The sequence below is a fragment of the Streptomyces sp. NPDC007088 genome (assembly GCF_042869355.1).
GTDB lineage: Bacteria > Actinomycetota > Actinomycetes > Streptomycetales > Streptomycetaceae > Streptomyces.
Genome location: NZ_JBIAFO010000001.1, coordinates 231,070 through 250,787 on the forward strand (window position 1 = coordinate 231,070; position 19,718 = coordinate 250,787).

Genomic DNA, 19,718 nt, shown 5'->3' on the forward strand with positions numbered 1-19,718 from the left:
CGGCGGCCCTCGACCGGGTCGTCCGCTCCCCCTCGCGGGGCCCGGCGGGAGCCCTCGCGACGGTTCGAAAGTACGCACGGAAAAGCCGTCCCGCCAGCAAGGAAGGCCGTACTTACCAGCGCTTACCGGGGGTACGACGGACGCCTCGCCCCGCGCGGAGCGGCCGGGCCGGTGGACCGCCGGAGGAGGGGGCCGGGGGAACCTAGCTCTTCTTCAGCGAGGTGGAGGCCGGGTCCTGCTCGGCCTCCTTCACGTCCCCGGAACCCTCGCCGCTCTTGACGTCCTCGACGCCATGGCCGTCCTCGACGCCCCCCGTGTCCGCGCCGTCCCCGGCCGCGCCCCGCGGTTCGGGGTCGCTGCCGTCACCGCGGTCGTGGATGACCTCGCGGCCCGGCCGCAGCCGCGCGGAGAGCACGAAGTAGACGACCGCGGCCAGGAACACCAGGATCGCGGTCCAGACGTTGAGCCGGACGCCCAGGATGTGGTGGGCCTCGTCGACCCGCAGGTACTCGATCCAGCCGCGGCCGGCGCAGTACGCGGCGACGTACAGCGCGAAGGCCCGGCCGTGTCCGAGGCGGAAACGCCGGTCGGCCCAGATGACCAGGAGCCCGACGCCGATGCACCACAGGCACTCGTAGAGGAAGGTCGGGTGGTACGTGCCGGGGACCCGGCCGCCGGTGTCGCTGGTGATCTTGACGGCCCAGGGCAGATCGGTCGGCTTTCCGTACAGCTCCTGGTTGAACCAGTTGCCCCAGCGGCCGATGGCCTGGGCGAAGGCGACCCCGGGGGCCACCGCGTCGGCCCACGCGGGGAGCGTGATCCCGCGCCGCCGGCAGCCGATCCAGGCGCCGAGCGCGCCGAAGGCGATCGCGCCCCAGATCCCGAGGCCGCCCTCCCAGATCTTGAAGGCGTCGACCCAGTCGCGGCCCTTGGCGAAGTACAGCTCGTAGTCGGTGACGACGTGGTAGAGGCGGCCCCCCACCAGGCCGAAGGGCACCGCCCATACGGCGATGTCCGCGACGGTGCCGGGCCGGCCACCGCGCGCGATCCAGCGCCGGTTTCCGAGCAGCACGGCGACGAAGACGCCGATGATGATGCAGAACGCGTATCCGCGCAGAGGGAGGGGGCCGAGGTACAGCACCCCGCGCGACGGGCTGGGAATGAAGGCAAGGTCCATGGCAGGTCCGACGCTACCGTGCCGGGCCCGGAACGCGGACTCCAGCCCAGGCAACGGCTCCGTAACGAGCGACACGACGGTCACGCGGACGGCCCCGGTTCGGGGGGCGGACAACCCTGGCGTACCCGGCGGGGTGTGCCCGCTCACACCCGGTGGGAGCACGCCCGCGAAGGGCGCGGGCCGGTCACCGGGTCGCCGACCGCAGGGCGGCCGGGGCCGCGCAGGACCGACGGGCCCCGGGCTGGTGGCCGCCGCCCGGTTCCGTGCGTCCTGCGCGCCCCGGTGCTCCCCCGTTCTCCCCGGGCGTTCAGCCGCGCGCCGCGTCCTCGGCCAGCTTCTTGAGCTTGGCGGGGGTCAGCGGGTTCTTCTGGTCGGAGAACACGTCCTTGCCGTTGAACCGCACCGTCGGGGTGCCGCGGAAGTTGCCCTGCTGGAACTTCTCGTCGGACTTCGCGACCCACGCGTCGTGGGTGCCCTTCTCGACGCAGGACCGGAAGGCGGGCGTGTCGAGGCCGTCGACCTTCTTGGCCAGTCCGAGGAGCTTGTCCGGCTCGGCGAAGGTGTCCTCGGTCTCGGCGGGCTGGTTGCGGTACAGCTCGTCGTGGTACTCGGGGAACTTCCCGGCGTCCTGGGCGCAGACCGCCGCGTTGGCGGCGCGCGCCGAGCCGCTGCCGCCCATGTTCTTGTCGATGAGCGTCGCGAGGTGGTACTCGACCTTGAGCTGGCCCTTGCCGGCCAGCTCGTGGATCGTCGAGCGGTAGGCGCCCTCGAACTGGGCGCAGGCGGGGCAGCGGAAGTCCTCCCAGATCGTGAGGGTGGACTTCGCGGACTCCTTGCCGACGGGGATCGCGAGGCCGTCCTCCCCCGCCGCGCCCTTGGGCGTCACGACGGGCCCGGCGGCGTCCGCCTTGTCCCCGTTCAGGTTGGCGGCGACGGCGCCGATGGCCCCGGCCACCCCGAGGACGGCGGCGACCGAGACCGCCACGACCACGGTCTTGCGGCGCTTCTCCCGGACCTGCTCCTGACGGCGGTCGGCCGCGATGCGCTCGCGGGCGGACAGCTTTCCCTGACGATTCTTCTCGCTCACACCTGCGCAAACGAACCGGGGAGGCACACGTGCCTCCCCGGTCCCTTTTTCACACCTACGAGCGAACGGCGGGGCGCCAGGTTGCCGGTGGGGGCCCGCGGCCCGCCCGGGGCCGGCGGGCCCTACTGCGTGGCGGCCCTGTCCCGGCCCGCGCGGACACCCCGCGCGAGGTCGGCGGCGAGTTCCCGTACGGAGGCGAGACCGGCCGCCGGGTCGGGTGCGTCGAGCAGGCGCTTGACGAAGGCCGAGCCGACGATGACCCCGTCGGCGAATCCGGCCACCTCGGCGGCCTGTTCCGCGTTGGAGACGCCGAGTCCGACACACACCGGCAGTGCGGTGCTCACACGGGTCCGCTCCACGAGCCGCTGCGCCTGGGCGCCGACCGAGGCGCGGGTGCCGGTGACGCCCATGAGGGAGGCGGCGTACACGAAGCCCGAGCCGGCCGCGGTGATCTCGGCGAGCCGGGCGTCCTTGCTGCTGGGCGCGACGACGAACACGGTCGCGAGCCCGTGCTTGCCGGCGTGCTCGCGCCACAGCGCGGACTCCTGGACGGGAAGGTCGGGCAGGATGCAGCCGGCGCCGCCCGCCTCGGCCAGCTCCCGGGTGAACCGCTCGACGCCGTAGCGGTCGATGGGGTTCCAGTACGTCATGACGAGGACGGGCTTGCCCGTCGCCTCGTACGCCTCGCGGACGGTGCGCATGACGTGGGCGATCTTCAGCCCGCCGCGCAGCGCGATGTCGTCGGCGGTCTGGATGACGGGGCCGTCCATGACCGGGTCGCTGTGCGGCAGCCCGATCTCGACCACGTCGGCGCCGGCTTCCAGAACGGCCTTGGCGGCCTCGATCCCGCCCTCGACGGTCGGGAAACCGGCCGGGAGGTAGGCGATGAGCGCGGCGCGCCCCTCGGCCTTCGCGGCGGCGAGGCTCTCGCCGAGCAGGGCGAGGTTGCCGGAGTGCGGCGCGGTGCCCGCGTCGGCCGGAGCGGCGTGGGTGCTGGTGCTGGTCACTGGGGCTCCCCCTCGGTGTCGGCCTCGACGACGGCGTCGACGACGACGCTCTCCTCGTCGTACAGCCCGAAGTACTTCGCGGCGGTGTCCATGTCCTTGTCGCCGCGGCCGGACAGGTTGACGAGGACGAGGCCCTCGGGGCCCAGTTCCCGGCCCGCGTCCAGCGCCCCGGCGAGGGCGTGCGCCGACTCGATGGCCGGGATGATGCCCTCGGTGCGCGAGAGCAGGCGCAGCGCCCGCATGGCCGCGTCGTCGGTGACCGGGCGGTACTCGGCGCGCCCGGAGTCGCGCAGGTAGGCGTGCTCGGGGCCGATGCCGGGGTAGTCGAGGCCGGCGGAGATGGAGTACGGCTCGGTGATCTGGCCCTCCTCGTCCTGTAGGACGTAGGAGCGGGAGCCGTGCAGGATGCCGGGCTCGCCCGCGGTGAGGGTCGCGGCGTGTTCGCCGGAGTCGACGCCGTGTCCGGCCGCCTCGCAGCCGAGCAGCCGGACGGAGGTGTCCGGAAGGAAGGCGTGGAACAGGCCCATCGCGTTGGAGCCGCCGCCCACGCAGGCGACCGCGATGTCGGGGAGGCGTCCGGCGCGCTCCAGGATCTGGCGCCTGGCCTCCACGCCGATGACGCGGTGGAAGTCGCGGACCATCGCGGGGAAGGGGTGGGGGCCGGCGACGGTGCCGAACAGGTAGTGCGTGGAGTCGACGTTGGCGACCCAGTCGCGGAACGCCTCGTTGATGGCGTCCTTGAGGGTGCGGCTGCCCGATTTCACGGCGACGACCTCGGCGCCGAGGATGCGCATGCGGGCCACGTTGAGGGCCTGGCGCTCGGTGTCGATCTCGCCCATGTAGATCGTGCAGTCGAGGCCGAACAGGGCGCAGGCGGTCGCGGTGGCCACGCCGTGCTGGCCGGCGCCGGTCTCGGCGATGACCCGGGTCTTGCCCATGCGGCGGGTCAGCAGGGCCTGCCCGAGCACGTTGTTGATCTTGTGCGAGCCGGTGTGGTTGAGGTCCTCGCGCTTGAGGAACACCCGCGCCCCGCCTGCGTGTTCGGCGAAGCGGGGGACCTCGGTGAGGGAGCTGGGGCGGCCGGTGTAGTTCACCAGCAGATCGTCCAGCTCGGCGGCGAAGGAGGGGTCTGTCCTGGCCTTGTCGTAGGCGACGGCGACCTCGTCCACGGCGGCGACCAGCGCCTCCGGGATGAACTTGCCGCCGTAGGCGCCGAAGTACCCCTCGGCGCTGGGAATCCGCCCCTCGGGATCGGGGAGGAAGAACTCGCTCGGCATCTCGTGTGCTCCTGTGTGCCGGGGCGCGCGTGAGCGGCCCGGGTGAAGGGCTGACGGTGAACACGGAGGGCCGCCGCGCACGGGGTGCCGTGCGCCCGGACGGGTCCGGGTACACGGGTGCGCCTCAGCGGCCGGGGCGGCGCCATCGCATGCCGTTGACCTGTCCGGGCTCGTCACCGATGACGTACCGCACGCGGCGGCCGTGGACGCGGCGGGCCGGGGCCCGGCAGCCGCGCGGCTTGCAGCCGCGGGCGAGGCGGGCGTAGGGGTCGCGCGCGGGGACGGGCGCCTCCGGCTGCGGGCGCGCCGGGGCCGCGGCGGGGCGGGGGGTGCCCGGCCGGAGGCTCTCGGTGCCGCTCGCGGGAGGGTTCATCGGGGAGCGGTCAGCTCCTGCCGTGCCGCAGCGCGGGGTGGGCGCCGGCGGCGACGAGGTCGGAGACGGCGGCCTTCGGGTCGCGGCCGGTGACGAGGGACTCGCCGACCAGGACGGCGTCCGCGCCGGCGTTGGCGTAGGCGATGAGGTCGTGCGGGCCGCGCACTCCGGACTCGGCGACCTTGATGAGGCCCGCGGGGACCTCGGGGGCGACCCTCTCGAAGGTGTCGCGGTCGACCTTGAGGGTCTTGAGGTTGCGCGCGTTGATCCCGATGATCTTGGCTCCGGCCTCGACGGCGCGCTCGACCTCCTCCTCGTCGTGGGCCTCGACGAGGGGGGTGAGCCCGATGGAGACGGCCCGTTCGATGAGCGATTCGAGGGCCGGCTGTTCCAGGGCGGCGACGATCAGCAGGGCGAGGTCGGCTCCGTGGGCACGGGCCTCCCACAGCTGGTACGAGGTGACGATGAAGTCCTTGCGCAGGACCGGGATGTCGACCTTGGCGCGGACCGCCTCCAGGTCGGCGAGGGAGCCGCCGAAGCGGCGCTGCTCGGTGAGGACGGAGATGACGGCGGCGCCGCCCGCCTCGTAGTCGGCGGCGAGGGCGGCCGGGTCGGCGATCGCGGCGAGGGCGCCCTTGGAGGGGCTGGAGCGCTTGACCTCGCAGATGACCTTGACTCCGTCACCGCGCAGGGCGGCGAGTCCGTCCCGGGCCTCGGGGGCTCGCGCGGCGCGCTGCTTCAGCTCGTCGAGGCTGACGCGCGCCTGCCGCTGGGCGAGGTCGGCACGCACTCCGTCGATGATCTCGTCGAGCACACTCACGCCGGCGGACTCCTTCCCGGAACCCCTCCCCGCGACGGTGACGACGGGGGAGGGACGATTTTCGGACAGGCCCCGGAGGTGACCGTGGCGGCTCCCCGTGGGGAACCGGGACGGGAACCGGGCGCCACTGCGATGGTATCCGCCGCGGGGCGTAGGGCTCGCATCCGGTTGACGCCAGTCCCATGACCTGGACTTTTCATACCGGCTCCGGGGAGCGGACCGGGACGAAACGTCACGGACGCAGGAAGGAGCCCAGGGGCAGGTTCCGGACAACGCAGAACACGAGGAGCACACCGCCCAGGGCCCAGGTCGCGCGCGGTGTGAGCGCCGTCGGGGGCCCGGGGCGGTCTCGTACGGCGCGCAGCACCCACACGCCCCACAGGATCGCGGCGGCGCCGTAGCCGAGGACGGCGAGCGCGTTGTCGCCGAGAGCGCCGAGGAGGTCGCCGTGGGCGACGGCGTGGGCGCTGCGCAGCCCGCCGCAGCCGGGGCAGTACAGCCCGGTGAGGCGCAGCAGGGGGCAGGCCGGGTAGTGGCCGGGCTCGTTGGGGTCGACGGTGCCGACGTAGGCGAAGGCCGCGAGGACCGCGCCGAGGGCCGCGGCGGGTCCCAGGAGGCGGCGTACGGGGCCGCGGCGGGTGCCCCCGGTGGGCGTGTCGGGGGCCGGCGACGGCGGGGCCGCGGTGTGCGGGACGGCCTGCGCGCGGCCGGTGCCCGCCCGGGGCGCCGAAGCTCCACCGGGCCCGGCCGTGTCTGCGTCTGTGTCTGCGCTCACTCCGGCATTCTGCCCCGGGTGTGGCGCGGGCGGCGGGCTCGTACACGCGGAGGGCCCCGGCGCGTGGCGCGCCGGGGCCCTCCGGATGGGCGGGCGGGCCCGCCGGGAACTCAGTGCTGGGCGGAGGTCGCGTCGTGGTGGCCCCTGGGGGCACCGAGGCCGGCTGCGCTCATCGCCCCGCCGACGATGGCGGCGACCGCGAGGAGGCCGATGCCCGCCCAGAAGCCGGCGGGCACGGCCATCACGGTGAACACGCAGGCGACGATGAAGCCGACGAAGGCGATGGCGACGCCGGTCCACGCCGCCGGGGTGTGTCCGTGGCTGCTCTTCGACATGACTAGCTCCTCATAGCGGTAGGTCTCGCCCCCATTCTCCCGTACGGGTGGGGACACCGCGCAGCCGGGTGGCACTCGCGCACGGGGCGGGGACCGAGGGGGGACGAGGGGGCGGGGGTCAGTCGCCCCGGGTCGGGTCCTCGCCGCGGTCGATGGCCTTCCACAGGTCCTCGGGCCGGTCGGGGTCGACGGCCTTGCGTGCCCCGCGCGCGCGGGGGGCGCCCTCACGGTCGTAGCGCCCCGACATGGCGGGCCAGCGGCGGCTGAACAGCAGCGCGAGCACCCCGGCGAGCAGGATGAACAGTCCGCCCAGGGCGCCGACGTAGGGCCACGCGGTGTGGCTGAAGTGGTGCACGGTGCCCGCCGTGTCACCGGTGGCGGTGGCCGCCTTCTCGTCGAGGGCGCCGGTGTCCCCGGCGCCGGTGAGGGCGGCGGCCAGGGTGCCGGCCCCGCTCAGGGCGAGCAGGAGCGCGACCAGGACCCGGCCCGCGCGGCGTACCGCGAAGACCGCGAAGAGCGCGGCGAGGCCGACGATCGCGAGGGCGGCGGGCACTCCGGTGACGTCGCTGCCCTTCGCGCTCAGCGGCAGGGAGCCGCCGACGACGGAGGCGGTGCCGTGCGCCCAGGTCTGCCGGGAGCAGAGCAGGGCCACACCGGCGCCGACCGCGCCGAGGAGGAGGGCCGCGGAGAGGCTGCGGCGCCCCGCGCCCCCGCCGCGGGCGGAGGCTGCGAGGGCGTCGGTACGGGGATGGGGGACGGCAGTCACCCTTCCACTATCCCTCACGCGCTCCCGTGGCGTTCAGGCGGTTGGCGGTGTGGACGGCGCGCAGGACGGCGGCGGCCTTGTTGCGGCACTCGGTGTCCTCGGCGACCGGATCGGAGTCGGCGACGACCCCGGCCCCGGCCTGCACGTAGGCGGTGCCCTCGCGCAGCAGGGCCGTGCGGATGGCGATGGCGGTGTCGGAGTCGCCCGCGAAGTCGAGGTAGCCGACGCAGCCGCCGTACAGTCCGCGCCGGGCCGGTTCGAGTTCGTCGATGATCTGCAGGGCCCGGGGTTTGGGCGCCCCGGACAGGGTGCCGGCCGGGAAGCAGGCGGTCAGTACGTCGAAGGCGGTGCGGCCCTCGGCGACGCGCCCGGTGACGGTGGACACGATGTGCATGACGTGCGAGTAGCGCTCGACGGACATGAAGTCGACGACCTCGACGCTGCCGGGTTCGCAGACCCGGCCGAGGTCGTTGCGGCCGAGGTCGACGAGCATGAGGTGCTCGGCGCGCTCCTTGGGGTCGGCGAGCAGTTCCTCGCCGAGCGACTGGTCCTCGCGGGGGCTCGCCCCGCGCGGGCGGGTCCCGGCGATGGGGTGGACCATGGCCCGGCCGTCCTCGACCTTGACGAGCGCCTCGGGGCTGGAGCCGACGACGTCGAAGCCGTCGAAGCGGAAGAGGTACATGTACGGCGAGGGGTTGGTCGCGCGCAGGACCCGGTAGACGTCGAGGGCGCTCGCGGTGCACGCGGTCTCGAAGCGCTGGGAGGGCACGACCTGGAACGCCTCTCCGGCCCGGATGCGTTCCTTGATGTCCTCGACGGCCTCCTGGTAGTCGGGGCCGCCCCAGCGCGCGGTGTACGGGGGCAGTTCGGAGGCGGGCAGCGCGGTGGGCGCGGTGGGCACCGCGCGGGCGAGGTCGGCCTCCATGGCGTCGAGCCGGGCCACGGCGTCCGCGTACGCCTCGTCGACCCCGGTGTCGAGGTCGTTGTGGTTGATGGCGTTGGCGATGAGGCGGACGGTGCCGCTCCAGTGGTCGAGCACCGCGAGGTCCGAGGTGAGCAGCATCGTCAGCTCGGGCAGGTGGAGGTCGTCGTGCTCGCCGGGGCCGAGTTTCTCCAGGCGGCGCACGACGTCGTAGCCGAGGTAGCCGACCATGCCGCCGGTGAAGGGCGGCAGGCCCGAGGCGAGGTCGCGCGGGGTGTGCAGGGTCTCCACGGTGGCGCGCAGCGCGGCGAGGGGGTCGCCGTCGACGGGGACGCCGACGGGCGGGGTGCCCAGCCAGTGCGCGCGGCCCTCGCGTTCGGTGAGGGTCGCGGCGCTGCGGACACCGACGAAGGAGTACCGGGACCAGGACTGGCCGGCGCTCTCCGCGGACTCCAGCAGGAAGGTGCCGGGGCGTTCGGCGGCGAGCTTGCGGTACAGCGCGACCGGGGTGTCGCCGTCGGCGAGGAGGGTGCGGCTGACCGGGATGACGCGCCGGTCGGCGGCCAGTTTGCGGAAGGATTCGAGGTCCATGGCGGCAGACCCTACTGGGCGGTGGAGGGCTCGGCGGACGGCAGCAGCACGTCCGCGTCGAAGCAGGTGCGGTCCCCGGTGTGGCACGCGGCGCCCACTTGGTCGACCCGCACGAGCAGGGTGTCCCCGTCGCAGTCGAGGGCGACGGACTTGACGTGCTGGACGTGGCCGGAGGTGTCGCCCTTGACCCAGTACTCCTGGCGGCTGCGCGACCAGTAGGTGCAGCGTCCCGTGGTGAGGGTGCGGTGCAGCGCCTCGTCGTCCATCCAGCCGAGCATGAGCACCTCGCCCGTGTCGTACTGCTGGGCGACGGCCGGTACGAGGCCGTCCGGGGTGCGCTTGAGCCGGGCGGCGAGGGCCGCGTCGAGGGGGCTGTCCGCCGTGCTGTTCATGCCCCCCATTGTGGCGCAGCGCCCGGCGGGGCCCGTCCCCTGTGGGCCACCCGCGATCCGGCCCCGCCCGGGGGGCGGGTGTACGGACCGTGCCGCGTACGCCCCGTTCCGCGCCCGGCGGGGCTACGCTGACGAGTATGTCCACTCATGCGAAGCGTGAACGGCTGCTCCTCGCCGATCTGTTGGAGGCCGCGGGCCCGGCCGCGCCGACCCTGTGCGAGGGCTGGCAGACCCGGGACCTCGCCGCCCACGTGGTGCTGCGCGAGCGCCGGCCCGACGCGGCGGGCGGCATGTTCATCAAGCCGCTGGCCGCGCGCCTGGAGCGGGTGCAGGCCGAGTTCGCCGCGAAGCCGTACGAGGAGCTGATCCAGCTCATCAGGACGGGTCCGCCCAGGTTCTCGCCGTACTCGCTCAAGCAGGTCGACGAACTCGCGAACGCGGTGGAGTTCTTCGTGCACGCCGAGGACGTGCGCCGCGCCCAGCCCGACTGGACGCCCCGGCAGCTCGACCCGGTGTTCTCGGACACGCTGTGGGCGCGGCTGGAGAAGACCGCGCGGATGCTGGGGCGCAAGGCGCCGGTCGGACTGGTGCTGCGTCGCCCGGACGGGCAGACGGCGGTCGCCCACCGGGGTACTCCGGTGGTCACCGTCACCGGGGAGCCGGGTGAGCTGACCGTGTTCGGTTTCGGCCGCCAGGGGCACGCGCAGGTGGAGCTGGACGGGGAGAAGGCCGCGGTCGAGGCGCTGAGCGAGACCAGGCAGCTCGGTTTCTGAGGGCGCGGGGCACGGAAGGGCTTCCCCGGGAGGAACCCGTCCGGTGTGTTCCGTCGCACGAGGAGGCAGTGCCGTGATCAGACTCGCGATGACCGGTGTCCATGTCGAGGACGTCGAGAGGGCGCACGCCTTCTACACGGAGGTGCTGGGCTTCGAGACCAGGACCCGGCTCGACATGGGCAGCACGCTGTTCGTGACGGTGGGCGCCCCCGGTGGGGCGCAGCCGGACGTGGCGCTGCTGCTGGAGCCCTCGGACGACGACGTGGCCCGCGTCTACCGGGAGGGGCTGTTCGCGAAGGGGCTGCCGGCGATCGTGTTCTCGGTGGACGACCTGCGCGCCGAGTACGGCCGGCTGACCGGCCTCGGGGTGCGCTTCGTGCAGGAGCCGGTCGCGCAGGGGCCGACGCTGATGGCGGTCCTCGACGACACGGTGGGCAATCTGGTGCAGCTCATGGAGCCGCTGCCGGGCACCTGAGCCCCCGCGGGGAGGACAGGGCCCGGCCGCGTCTCAGCGCACCGCGAGCCCGGCGCCCCGCAGCGTGTCCTTGACCTGCCCGATCCTGAGGTCGCCGAAGTGGAAGACGGACGCGGCCAGGACCGCGTCGGCGCCCGCGGTGACGGCCGGGACGAAGTCGTCGAGCCGGCCCGCCCCGCCGCTCGCGATGACCGGGACGTGCACCCGCTCGCGTACGGCGGCGATCATGTCGAGGTCGTAGCCGTCCTTGGTGCCGTCGGCGTCCATGGAGTTGAGCAGGATCTCCCCCGCGCCCAGCGCGGCGGCGCGTTCGGCCCATTCGACGGCGTCGATGCCGGTGCCCTTGCGGCCGCCGTGGGTGGTGACCTCGAAGGTGCCGGCCGGGGTGCGGCGCGCGTCGACGGACAGGACGAGGACCTGGCGGCCGAAGCGTTCGGCGATCTCCCGGATCAGCTCGGGCCGGGCGATCGCGGCGGTGTTGACGCCGACTTTGTCGGCCCCGGCGCGCAGCAGCCTGTCGACGTCCTCGGCGGTGCGGACGCCGCCGCCGACGGTCAGCGGGATGAACACCTGCTCGGCGGTGCGCCGCACGACGTCGTAGGTCGTCTCGCGGTCGCCGGAGGAGGCGGTGATGTCGAGGAAGGTCAGTTCGTCGGCGCCCTCGGCGTCGTAGACCTTGGCCATCTCGACGGGGTCGCCCGCGTCGCGCAGGTTCTGGAAGTTGACGCCCTTGACGACCCGGCCCGCGTCCACGTCGAGGCAGGGGATGACCCGTACGGCGAGGCTCATGCCGCTCCTTCCGGCCGGTACGCCTCGACCTCGACCTCGACGACGAGGCCCGGGTCGACGAAACCGGAGACGATGATCATGGAGGCGGCGGGGCGGACGGCGTCGAAGCGCTCCTTGTGGGCGCGGCCCACCTCGTCCGTGTCGCCGCTGTGGGTGACGTACATCCGGGTGCGGACGACGTCCTGCGCGCCGAGGCCGAGTGCGGCGAGCGCGTCGAGGGCGACGCCGAAGGCGGCCTGTGCCTGTTCGTAGGGGCCGCCCTCGACGATCGCGCCGTCCACGACGCCGGTGCAGCCGGAGACGAGGACCAGGCCGTTGGGCAGGGCGACGGCGCGCGAGTAGCCGATCGCGTCCTCCCAGGGGCCGCCCGAGGACAGGCGGCGGATTTCCCCGGTCATCCGGCGGCCACCGTCCGCAGCGCCTCTTCCAGGGTGAACGCCTCGGCGTACAGGGCCTTGCCGACGATGGCGCCCTCGACACCGCGCGGGACGAGCGCGGCGATCGCGCGCAGGTCCGCGAGGGAGGAGACGCCGCCGGAGGCGACCACGGGGCGGTCGGTGGCGGCGCACACGTTGGTCAGCAGCTCCAGGTTGGGGCCCTGGAGGGTGCCGTCCTTGGCGATGTCGGTGACGACGTAGCGCGCGCAGCCCTCGGAGTCGAGGCGGGCGAGCGTCTCGTAGAGGTCGCCGCCGTCGCGGGTCCAGCCCCGGCCGCGCAGGGTCGTGCCGCGGACGTCGAGGCCGACCGCGATCTTGTCCCCGTGTCCGGCGATGACCTTGGCGACCCATTCGGGGGTCTCCAGGGCGGCGGTGCCGAGGTTGACGCGGGTGCAGCCGGTGGCGAGGGCGGCGGCGAGGGTGTCGTCGTCGCGGATGCCGCCGGAGAGTTCGACCTTGATGTCCATCGCGCGGGCCACCTCGGCGATCAGCGCGCGGTTGTCGCCGGTGCCGAAGGCGGCGTCGAGGTCGACCAGATGCAGCCACTCGGCGCCCGAGCGCTGCCAGGCGAGGGCCGCCTCCAGCGGGGAGCCGTACGAGGTCTCCGTGCCGGACTCGCCGTGCACGAGGCGTACGGCCTGGCCGTCGCGGACGTCGACGGCGGGGAGGAGTTCGAGCTGCGCTGCCATGATCAGAGGGTCTCGATCCAGTTGGTGAGGAGCTGGGCTCCGGCGTCGCCGGACTTCTCGGGGTGGAACTGCGTGGCCCACAGGGCGCCGTTCTCGACGGCCGCGACGAAGGGTTCGCCGTGCCGGGTCCAGGCGACGCGGGGGGCGCGGATGTTGGGGTTGCCGGTCTCCAGGGTCCAGTCCCGCACCGCGTAGGAGTGCACGAAGTAGTAGCGGTCCTCGGGGCCGAGGCCGGAGAACATCCGCCCGTCCTCGGGGGCCTCGACGGTGTTCCAGCCCATGTGCGGGACCACGTCGGCCTTGAGCGGGCCGACGGTTCCGGGCCACTCGTCGAGGCCCTCGGTCTCGACGCCGTGCTCGATGCCGCGGCTGAACAGGATCTGCATGCCGACGCAGATGCCGAGGACGGGGCGCCCGCCGGACAGGCGGCGGCCCACGATCCAGTCGCCGCGCGCCTCCTTGAGGCCCCGCATGCAGGCGGCGAAGGCACCGACGCCGGGGACGAGGAGCCCGTCGGCGTTCATCGCGGTGTCGTAGTCGCGGGTGATCTCGACCTCGGCTCCGGTCCGGGCGACGGCGCGTTCGGCGGACCGCACGTTGCCGAAGCCGTAGTCGAAGACCACGACCTTCTTGGGGGAGGTGTTCATGGTCAGCCGAACAGCCATTCCATACGGAGGATTCCGGCGATCAGGCACATGGCCGCGCCGATGGACAGCAAGACGATGAGGCTCCTGGGCATGTCCTGCTTGACGAAGGACACGATCCCGCCGACCAGGAAGAGGCCGACGAGGATCAGGACGGTGGAGAGGCCGTTCACAGCGCGCCCTTCGTGGAGGGGAGGATTCCGGCGGCGCGCGGGTCGTGCTCGCTGGCGTAGCGCAGGGCGCGGGCGAGGGCCTTGAACTGGCACTCGACGACGTGGTGCGCGTTGCGTCCGTAGGGGACGTGGACGTGCAGGGCGACCTGCGCCTGGGCGACGAAGGACTCCAGGATGTGCCGGGTCATCGTCGTGTCGTAGTCACCGATCATCGGCGCCAGGTTCTCGGGCTCGGTGTGCACGAGGTAGGGGCGGCCGGAGAGGTCGACGGTGACCTGGGCGAGCGACTCGTCCAGCGGCACGGTGCAGTTGCCGAAGCGGTAGACGCCCACCTTGTCGCCGAGCGCCTGCCGGAAGGCGGCGCCGAGCGCGAGGGCGGTGTCCTCGATGGTGTGGTGGGTGTCGATGTGCAGGTCGCCCTCGGTCCTGACCGTGAGGTCGAACAGCCCGTGCCGGCCGAGCTGGTCGAGCATGTGGTCGTAGAACCCGACCCCGGTGGCGACGTCGACCTTGCCGGTGCCGTCGAGGTCGATCTCGACGAGTACGGAGGTCTCTTTGGTCTTGCGTTCCACACGGCCGGTGCGGCTCATGCGTGTTGCTCCTTCATCAGTGCGCGTACCGCGTCGAGGAACGCGTCGTTCTCGGCGGGTGTGCCGGCGGTGACCCGCAGCCACCCCGGTACGCCGTTGTCGCGGACGAGTACGCCCTGGTCGAGGATGCGCTGCCAGGCGGCGTGCGCGCCTCCGGGGCCGTCGAAGCGGCCGAACTGGACGAAGTTGGCGTCCGAGTCGGTGACCTCGCAGCCCGCGGCGCGCAGCTCGGTGACGACGCGGTCGCGTTCGGCCTTGAGCTGTTCGACGTACCCGAGCAGCGTATCGGTGTGCTCCAGCGCGGCGAGCGCGGTGGCCTGGGTGACGGCCGACAGGTGGTAGGGCAGGCGCACGAGCTGGACGGCGTCGACCACGGCGGGGTCGGCCGCGAGGTAGCCCAGGCGCAGTCCGGCGGCGCCGAACGCCTTCGACATGGTGCGGGAGACGACCAGATGGGGCCGGCCCTCAAGGAGCGGCAGCAGCGAGGGGCGGTGGCTGAACTCGACGTACGCCTCGTCCACGACGACGAGGGAGGGCTTGGCCGACTGCGCCTCCTCGTAGAGGGCGAGGACGGTGTCGCGGTCGACGGCGGTGCCGGTCGGGTTGTTGGGCGAGGTGATGAACACGACGTCGGGGCGCAGCTCGGCCAGGGCGCGCCGGGCGGCGGCCACGTCGATCGTGAAGTCCTCGTGGCGCGGCCCGGAGACCCACTCGGTGCCGGTGCCGCGCGCGATGAGTCCGTGCATCGAGTACGAGGGTTCGAAGCCGATGGCGCTGCGGCCGGGGCCGCCGAAAGCCTGGAGGAGTTGCTGGATGACCTCGTTGGAGCCGTTGGCGGCCCATACCTGTGCGGTGCGTACGGGGTGTCCGCCGGTGCGTGTGAGGTACGCGGCGAGCTTTGAGCGCAGTTCGAGGGCGTCGCGGTCCGGGTAGCGGTTGAGTCCGCGCGCGGCCTCGCGGACGCGTTCGGTGATGCGGTCCACGAGGGCTTCGGGCAGCGGGTACGGGTTCTCGTTGGTGTTGAGCCGTACCGCCACGTCGAGCTGCGGGGCGCCGTAGGGGCTCTTGCCGCGCAGTTCGTCCCGGAGGGGCAGGTCCTCCAGGGTGGTGGCGCGGGGTTCGTTCGTGCTCACGCCTGGGGAACCTTCCACTCGAAGCGGGCCTTGACGGCGGCGCCGTGCGCGGGCAGGTCCTCGGCCTCGGCGAGGGTCACGACGTGGTGGGCGACCTCGGCGAGGGCGTCGCGGCTGTAGTCCACGATGTGGATGCCGCGCAGGAAGGACTGCACGGACAGGCCCGAGGAGTGGCAGGCGCAGCCGCCGGTGGGCAGGACGTGGTTGGAGCCGGCGCAGTAGTCGCCGAGGGAGACCGGGGCCCAGGGGCCGACGAAGATCGCCCCGGCGTTGCGGACCCGGGCGGCGAGGGCGGCGGCGTCGGCGGTCTGGATCTCCAGGTGCTCGGCCCCGTAGGCGTTGACCACGGTGAGCCCGGCGTCGAGATCGCGGACCAGGACGATCGCGGACTGGCGGCCGGCGAGGGCGGGGAGCACGCGCTCCGCGCGGTGCCTGGTCGCGGCGGCCTGGACGCGCAGTTCGGCCTCGGTGGCCTCGGCCAGCTCCGCGGAGTCGGTGACGAGGACGGAGGCGGCCATCGGGTCGTGCTCGGCCTGGCTGATGAGGTCGGCGGCGAGGTGGACGGGGTCGGCGCCCGCGTCGGCGAGGATGGCGATCTCGGTGGGCCCCGCCTCCGCGTCGATGCCGACGCGGCCCTTGAGGAGGCGTTTGGCGGCGGCGACGTAGATGTTGCCGGGGCCGGTGACGAGGTTGACCGGGCGGCAGCCCTCGGGTTCGTCCTCGCTCACGGTGCCGTAGGCGAACATGGCGACGGCCTGGGCGCCGCCCGCCGCGTAGACCTCGTCGACGCCGAGCAGGGCGCAGGCGGCGAGGATCGTGGGGTGCGGCAGGCCGTCGAACTCGGCCTGCGCGGGCGAGGCCACGGCGATGCCCTCGACGCCGGCCTCCTGGGCCGGGACGACGTTCATCACGACGGAGGAGGGGTAGACCGAGCGGCCGCCGGGCACGTAGAGCCCGACGCGTTCGACGGGGACCCATTTCTCGGTGACGGTGCCGCCGGGCACGACCTGGGTGGTGACGTCGGCGCGCCGCTGTTCGCGGTGGACGAGGCGGGCCCGGCGGATCGACTCCTCCAGGGCGGCGCGCACCTCGGGGTCGAGCGTGCTCAGGGCGCGCTCCAGTTCGGCCGCGGGCACCCGCAGGTGGGCGGGGCGCCCGTCGCCGAACTTCTCTCCCCACTCGATGACCGCCGCCGCGCCACGATGGCGTACGTCCTCGCAGACGGGCCGCACCTTCTCCAGGGCGGCTTCCACGTCGAACTCGGCTCGGGGCAGCAGGTCGCGCAGGGCGGCGCCCTCGGGGAGAGCGTCGCCGCGCAGGTCGATTCGAGAGATCACGCGCCCAATTCTCTCAGACGGCCGGGAGGGTCCGGCGCCGCGTATCACGCACTGGGACACCCCGGCGCCCGCTCCGTCCCCCGGCGCGACCGGCTTCGCCCCCCGACACGCAGAGGTACGAAGGACCGCCACTGTGTTCCCTTTCCACTCACCCGCACCACGGGCTTTCGTCGCGTCACACAGCGGGCATGTACATGTGTACACGGCACATGGGGGATCCCGGGGAGGAGGGACGGCTGTGCGCGAGGACGGTGAACCGCCGGAATGGCTGACGGCGGCGGAGGTCGGTATGTGGCAGGCGTTCCGCAACGGCAGCGTGTACGACCTGCGGACCGGTGATCCGGCGGAGGACGATCCGCACGGCGCCCACCCGTGGGGCCCGCAGCGGCAGGTGCGGGCGCGGGTGGTGTGCGTGCTGTTGCTGAGCTGCCCGCCGGCGCTGCACGGCCGGGTCTCCTCCCTCAAGCTCGCCGGGGTGCAGATCATGGACCCGCTGGATCTCGCGGGTGGCGCGGTGGTGCCGTACGTCGAGCTGGTGGGCTGCCGCTTCGAGCAGGAGGTGCTGCTGCCGGAGACGCGGTTCACGACGCTGCGCCTGGTGGACTGCGCGCTGCCCAGGCTGGAGGCGGCGCGGCTGCACACCGAGGGCGATCTGCACCTGCCGCGCTGCCGGGTGCAGAACGGCATCCGGCTGACCGACGCGCACATCGGCACCGACCTGCTGCTCAACGAGGCGGTGGTCTACCGCGACCGGCGCAACCGCTCGATCATGGCGGACGGGCTGAGCGTGGGCCAGGACCTCCAGGCGGAGCTGCTGGAGTCGCACGGCGAACTGAGCCTGCGCGGCGCCCAGGTCGGCGTCTCGCTGAGCCTGCGGGGCGCCCGGCTGGCCAACCCGTACGGCAGGCGGGCGCTCAACGCCCCGCAGATGACGGTCGAGCGCACGCTGTACCTGACCCCGGCGGCGGTGGGCGACCCGCCGGGCTCCAGCGGGACGACCCCGGCGCGCGGCACGCGGGTGCGCCGTTTCGAGTGCCAGGGCGGACTGCGGCTGGACGACGGGCGGTTCGGGGACGCGGTGGACCTGGAGCAGGCCCGGTTCACGATGGAGAACGACCAGGAGTTGTCGCTGCGCCGTATCCAGGTGCCCGAACTGCGGTTTCTGGGACGCAGGGTGGAGCGGGGCCGGGTCGTGCTGTCGGGGGCGCGGGTGGTCACGCTGATCGACCGGGCGGCGAGCTGGCCGACGCGCGGGCATCTGGCGATGGGCGGTTTCGTGTACGAGAATCTGGTGGCGGTGGACACCTTCCCCCTGGCGCGGCGTCTTGAGTGGGTGGCCTCCTCGGGCCCGGACTACAGCCCGGAGGCGTACGAGCGGCTGGCCTCGGTGCTGCGGGCCGGCGGGGAGGACGTCGAGGCGCGGGAGGTGCTGCTCGCCAAGCAGCGGGCGCGGCGCAGGACCCTGCCGCCGGCCGGGAAGCTGTGGGGGTACGCGCAGGACTGGACGGTGGCCTACGGCTTCCGGCCGGGCCGGGCGGCGATATGGATGGCGGTGCTGTGGGCGACCAGCTCGTACCTGTTCGCGCACGCGCGCCCGGCCCCGATCAAGGCGGACGAGCATCCCGACTGGAATCCGGCGCTGTTCGCCCTGGACCTGCTGGTCCCGGTGATCAACTTCGGCCAGGACGGCTACTGGCGGCTCCAGGGGGCGTGGCAGTGGGCGGGCGCGGTGCTCATCACGCTGGGCTGGGCGCTCGCCACGACGGTCGCCGCGGGCGCGACGCGGGCCCTGCGCCGGGGATAGGGCCGGCGCGCGCCCGGCTCCCCCGCGCGCCCGGCTCCCCCGCACGCCCGGCCCCCGCGCGCGTCCCGAAGCGGAATGCGGGGTACCTGCGCGGGCCGGGTGCCGGGCCGCGCACGAAGCGGGTCGCGATCTTCACCGCACAGTGACGCCGCCTGCACAACCCGCGAGCCTTTACCGTAGCTTGACTTTCGGGAGCACAACCGAACACACGATACGAAAGCGACACCCGCCGCCCTCTGGACGCGCTCCCACCTGCGGCTTTCAATGGTCCGCACCATGCACCCGCTGCTTGCCCTGCGCCGTACCGCGCGGATGATCCGGCTTACCGCACCTCTCTCCGACGGGCTGCCCGCCGACGAGGAGGTCCTCCTCGACGCCCCCGAACCCTGGCTCGCCCCCGCGCTGGTCGCGGCCGGTACGGGCGTCTACGAGGACGCCGCCAAACTGCTCGCGACGACCAGGGAACGGGCCGAGTGGGAGACCCGGGACCGCTGTGTCGCGCGGCTGGCGGCCTTCGCCGACGCGCGCCCGGAGTGGTTCGCCCACTGGCAGGAGGCGGCCCCGCACGACCCGGACATGCTGCTCGTCAAAGCGGAACTCGCGCTGCGGCGCGGCTGGGCCTCACCGGCGCGGGCCGATCTGCTGCGCGGCGCCTCCCCGTTGATCGCGGCGGCGGCCGAGGGGGACGCGAGTGATCCGGTGCCCTGGCGGGTGGCGCTGGACCAGGCGCGCGGCACCAACGCCTCGCACACCGTCTTCGAGAACCTGTGGGAGCAGGCGGTGCGCCGCTCCTCGCACCACTACGGCTGCCATCTGGCCGCGCTGGAGTACCTGTCAGCGGCCTGGTACGGCTCGCACCGGGAGTGCTTCGACTTCGCGGAGCGGGCGGCCGAGGACGCGCTGCCCGACTCGCTGCTGCAGACCCTGCCGCTGCGCGCCGCGTACATGTGGCTGACGGCGGAGGAGGGCGGTACGCCGCGCGGGCCGCGCGCGGCGGCCGTCGCCCGGGAGCGGCTGGACGCGGCGGCGGACCGGGCCCTTGCCCTGTCCGCCCGCTACCCGCAGGGCGATCCGTGGCCGGCCGAGGCCCGCAACCTGCTCGTGTACGTCCTGCTGCGGCTGGAGCGCTGGACGCAGGCGCTCCAGGAACTGCGCCGGGTCGGCCCGCTCGCCACCTCCACGCCCTGGGCGGCGCTCTCCGACGATCCGCTCGCGCAGTTCCTCGACGTGCGCGACGGGGTGCGGATCGAGGTCGCGGCCCTGACCCCCGTGGGGCGTGGCCGCCGCCGGGACCGTACGGGCTGAGCGGTGCGGGGCGGGGCCGGGCGCCCCTCATGGCCCCGGCTGTCGGC

At 73.7% G+C, this 19,718-nt stretch carries 23 protein-coding genes; 4 read left to right on the forward strand and 19 right to left on the reverse strand.

Annotated elements, in window-relative coordinates; translation table 11 throughout:
- Positions 1 to 202: 202 nt before the first annotated feature.
- The 11 genes from lgt to hisI all read right to left on the reverse strand — a co-directional run bounded on the left by lgt (position 203) and on the right by hisI (position 9,522).
- Complete coding sequence (lgt, locus tag ACFYMP_RS01010; RefSeq protein ID WP_388848379.1) at positions 203 to 1,177, reverse strand: prolipoprotein diacylglyceryl transferase; 975 nt, start codon at positions 1,175 to 1,177, stop codon at positions 203 to 205.
- A gap of 307 nt (positions 1,178 to 1,484) precedes the next feature.
- Positions 1,485 to 2,264 (reverse strand): DsbA family protein, encoded by a 780-nt coding sequence (locus tag ACFYMP_RS01015; RefSeq protein ID WP_388848382.1) that lies wholly within the window; start codon positions 2,262 to 2,264, stop codon positions 1,485 to 1,487.
- A 122-nt stretch (positions 2,265 to 2,386) separates the two neighbouring features.
- The gene (trpA, locus tag ACFYMP_RS01020; RefSeq protein ID WP_388848385.1) at positions 2,387 to 3,271 is read right to left on the reverse strand and encodes a tryptophan synthase subunit alpha; all 885 of its coding nucleotides are present in this window, start codon (positions 3,269 to 3,271) and stop codon (positions 2,387 to 2,389) included.
- Positions 3,268 to 4,548 carry a tryptophan synthase subunit beta gene (trpB, locus tag ACFYMP_RS01025; RefSeq protein WP_388848388.1) on the reverse strand — a complete coding sequence of 427 codons (1,281 nt, stop codon included), beginning with the start codon at positions 4,546 to 4,548 and terminating at the stop codon, positions 3,268 to 3,270. Before trpB ends, trpA begins: the two co-directional genes overlap by 4 nt.
- Before the next feature lie 124 nt (positions 4,549 to 4,672).
- Complete coding sequence (gene trpM / locus ACFYMP_RS01030) at positions 4,673 to 4,921, reverse strand: tryptophan biosynthesis modulator TrpM (protein ID WP_388848391.1); 249 nt, start codon at positions 4,919 to 4,921, stop codon at positions 4,673 to 4,675.
- A gap of 10 nt (positions 4,922 to 4,931) precedes the next feature.
- Positions 4,932 to 5,741, reverse strand: a complete 810-nt coding sequence (trpC, locus tag ACFYMP_RS01035) for an indole-3-glycerol phosphate synthase TrpC (protein ID WP_388848394.1) — start codon at positions 5,739 to 5,741, stop codon at positions 4,932 to 4,934.
- A 232-nt stretch (positions 5,742 to 5,973) separates the two neighbouring features.
- Positions 5,974 to 6,354, reverse strand: coding sequence for a DUF2752 domain-containing protein (locus ACFYMP_RS01040; protein ID WP_388849522.1), 381 nt, complete (start codon positions 6,352 to 6,354; stop codon positions 5,974 to 5,976).
- Positions 6,355 to 6,626: 272 nt separating this feature from the next.
- Positions 6,627 to 6,851 carry an HGxxPAAW family protein gene (locus ACFYMP_RS01045; protein WP_388848397.1) on the reverse strand — a complete coding sequence of 75 codons (225 nt, stop codon included), beginning with the start codon at positions 6,849 to 6,851 and terminating at the stop codon, positions 6,627 to 6,629.
- Between the two features lie 118 nt (positions 6,852 to 6,969).
- Entirely contained in the window at positions 6,970 to 7,617 is a 648-nt protein-coding gene (locus tag ACFYMP_RS01050; RefSeq protein WP_388848400.1) for a TIGR02234 family membrane protein, read from the reverse strand.
- A gap of 7 nt (positions 7,618 to 7,624) precedes the next feature.
- Positions 7,625 to 9,130: an anthranilate synthase component I gene (locus ACFYMP_RS01055; protein ID WP_388848403.1), complete on the reverse strand. Its 1,506-nt coding sequence runs from the start codon at positions 9,128 to 9,130 to the stop codon at positions 7,625 to 7,627.
- Positions 9,131 to 9,141: 11 nt separating this feature from the next.
- A complete protein-coding gene (gene hisI / locus ACFYMP_RS01060; protein WP_388848406.1) occupies positions 9,142 to 9,522 on the reverse strand; it encodes a phosphoribosyl-AMP cyclohydrolase in 381 nt (126 codons plus the stop codon).
- A gap of 137 nt (positions 9,523 to 9,659) precedes the next feature.
- On the opposite strand from hisI, the gene ACFYMP_RS01065 reads away from it, so the two are divergent.
- Together ACFYMP_RS01065 and ACFYMP_RS01070 are read left to right on the forward strand one after the other, a co-directional pair.
- Entirely contained in the window at positions 9,660 to 10,295 is a 636-nt protein-coding gene (locus ACFYMP_RS01065) for a TIGR03085 family metal-binding protein (protein ID WP_388848409.1), read from the forward strand.
- 73 nt (positions 10,296 to 10,368) lie between these two features.
- The gene (locus ACFYMP_RS01070; RefSeq protein WP_388848412.1) at positions 10,369 to 10,770 is read left to right on the forward strand and encodes a VOC family protein; all 402 of its coding nucleotides are present in this window, start codon (positions 10,369 to 10,371) and stop codon (positions 10,768 to 10,770) included.
- Between the two features lie 33 nt (positions 10,771 to 10,803).
- Here ACFYMP_RS01070 and hisF read toward each other — a convergent pair whose 3' ends face one another.
- From hisF to hisD, 8 genes are read right to left on the reverse strand one after another with little or no spacing between them, the layout of a single operon-like run.
- Complete coding sequence (hisF, locus tag ACFYMP_RS01075) at positions 10,804 to 11,559, reverse strand: imidazole glycerol phosphate synthase subunit HisF (protein WP_388848414.1); 756 nt, start codon at positions 11,557 to 11,559, stop codon at positions 10,804 to 10,806.
- Positions 11,556 to 11,957 carry a Rid family hydrolase gene (locus ACFYMP_RS01080; protein ID WP_388848417.1) on the reverse strand — a complete coding sequence of 134 codons (402 nt, stop codon included), beginning with the start codon at positions 11,955 to 11,957 and terminating at the stop codon, positions 11,556 to 11,558. The genes hisF and ACFYMP_RS01080 overlap by 4 nt, the downstream gene beginning before the upstream one ends.
- A complete protein-coding gene (gene priA, locus ACFYMP_RS01085; RefSeq protein ID WP_388848420.1) occupies positions 11,954 to 12,685 on the reverse strand; it encodes a bifunctional 1-(5-phosphoribosyl)-5-((5-phosphoribosylamino)methylideneamino)imidazole-4-carboxamide isomerase/phosphoribosylanthranilate isomerase PriA in 732 nt (243 codons plus the stop codon). Before priA ends, ACFYMP_RS01080 begins: the two co-directional genes overlap by 4 nt.
- Positions 12,686 to 12,687: 2 nt before the next feature.
- On the reverse strand, positions 12,688 to 13,332 hold the full coding sequence (hisH, locus tag ACFYMP_RS01090) for an imidazole glycerol phosphate synthase subunit HisH (protein WP_388849524.1): 645 nt from the start codon (positions 13,330 to 13,332) through the stop codon (positions 12,688 to 12,690).
- A 2-nt stretch (positions 13,333 to 13,334) separates the two neighbouring features.
- On the reverse strand, positions 13,335 to 13,502 hold the full coding sequence (locus tag ACFYMP_RS01095; RefSeq protein ID WP_388848423.1) for a hypothetical protein: 168 nt from the start codon (positions 13,500 to 13,502) through the stop codon (positions 13,335 to 13,337).
- Positions 13,499 to 14,092 (reverse strand): imidazoleglycerol-phosphate dehydratase HisB, encoded by a 594-nt coding sequence (gene hisB, locus ACFYMP_RS01100; RefSeq protein WP_388848426.1) that lies wholly within the window; start codon positions 14,090 to 14,092, stop codon positions 13,499 to 13,501. The genes ACFYMP_RS01095 and hisB overlap by 4 nt, the downstream gene beginning before the upstream one ends.
- Positions 14,089 to 15,225, reverse strand: coding sequence for a histidinol-phosphate transaminase (locus tag ACFYMP_RS01105; protein ID WP_388848429.1), 1,137 nt, complete (start codon positions 15,223 to 15,225; stop codon positions 14,089 to 14,091). Before ACFYMP_RS01105 ends, hisB begins: the two co-directional genes overlap by 4 nt.
- A complete protein-coding gene (gene hisD, locus ACFYMP_RS01110; RefSeq protein WP_388848432.1) occupies positions 15,222 to 16,562 on the reverse strand; it encodes a histidinol dehydrogenase in 1,341 nt (446 codons plus the stop codon). The genes ACFYMP_RS01105 and hisD overlap by 4 nt, the downstream gene beginning before the upstream one ends.
- A 289-nt stretch (positions 16,563 to 16,851) precedes the next feature.
- On the opposite strand from hisD, the gene ACFYMP_RS01115 reads away from it, so the two are divergent.
- Both ACFYMP_RS01115 and ACFYMP_RS01120 read left to right on the forward strand, forming a co-directional pair.
- Positions 16,852 to 18,366 carry an oxidoreductase gene (locus tag ACFYMP_RS01115; protein WP_388849527.1) on the forward strand — a complete coding sequence of 505 codons (1,515 nt, stop codon included), beginning with the start codon at positions 16,852 to 16,854 and terminating at the stop codon, positions 18,364 to 18,366.
- Positions 18,367 to 18,630: 264 nt separating this feature from the next.
- Positions 18,631 to 19,671: a hypothetical protein gene (locus ACFYMP_RS01120; RefSeq protein ID WP_388848435.1), complete on the forward strand. Its 1,041-nt coding sequence runs from the start codon at positions 18,631 to 18,633 to the stop codon at positions 19,669 to 19,671.
- Positions 19,672 to 19,718 lie beyond the last annotated feature (47 nt).

Excerpts from the sequence above, each read along its gene's own strand:
- trpM (WP_388848391.1), bottom strand. The coding sequence starts at position 4,921 with ATGAACCCTCCCGCGAGCGGCACCGAGAGCCTCCGGCCGGGCACCCCC.
- ACFYMP_RS01055 (WP_388848403.1), bottom strand. The coding sequence starts at position 9,130 with ATGGACCTCGAATCCTTCCGCAAACTGGCCGCCGACCGGCGCGTCATC.
- lgt (WP_388848379.1), bottom strand. The coding sequence starts at position 1,177 with ATGGACCTTGCCTTCATTCCCAGCCCGTCGCGCGGGGTGCTGTACCTC.
- hisB (WP_388848426.1), bottom strand. The coding sequence starts at position 14,092 with ATGAGCCGCACCGGCCGTGTGGAACGCAAGACCAAAGAGACCTCCGTA.
- ACFYMP_RS01045 (WP_388848397.1), bottom strand. The coding sequence starts at position 6,851 with ATGTCGAAGAGCAGCCACGGACACACCCCGGCGGCGTGGACCGGCGTC.
- ACFYMP_RS01080 (WP_388848417.1), bottom strand. The coding sequence starts at position 11,957 with ATGACCGGGGAAATCCGCCGCCTGTCCTCGGGCGGCCCCTGGGAGGAC.
- hisI (WP_388848406.1), bottom strand. The coding sequence starts at position 9,522 with ATGAACAGCACGGCGGACAGCCCCCTCGACGCGGCCCTCGCCGCCCGG.
- hisH (WP_388849524.1), bottom strand. The coding sequence starts at position 13,332 with ATGAACACCTCCCCCAAGAAGGTCGTGGTCTTCGACTACGGCTTCGGC.
- ACFYMP_RS01115 (WP_388849527.1), top strand. The coding sequence starts at position 16,852 with ATGTGGCAGGCGTTCCGCAACGGCAGCGTGTACGACCTGCGGACCGGT.
- ACFYMP_RS01065 (WP_388848409.1), top strand. The coding sequence starts at position 9,660 with ATGTCCACTCATGCGAAGCGTGAACGGCTGCTCCTCGCCGATCTGTTG.
- priA (WP_388848420.1), bottom strand. The coding sequence starts at position 12,685 with ATGGCAGCGCAGCTCGAACTCCTCCCCGCCGTCGACGTCCGCGACGGC.
- ACFYMP_RS01120 (WP_388848435.1), top strand. The coding sequence starts at position 18,631 with ATGGTCCGCACCATGCACCCGCTGCTTGCCCTGCGCCGTACCGCGCGG.
- hisF (WP_388848414.1), bottom strand. The coding sequence starts at position 11,559 with ATGAGCCTCGCCGTACGGGTCATCCCCTGCCTCGACGTGGACGCGGGC.
- trpB (WP_388848388.1), bottom strand. The coding sequence starts at position 4,548 with ATGCCGAGCGAGTTCTTCCTCCCCGATCCCGAGGGGCGGATTCCCAGC.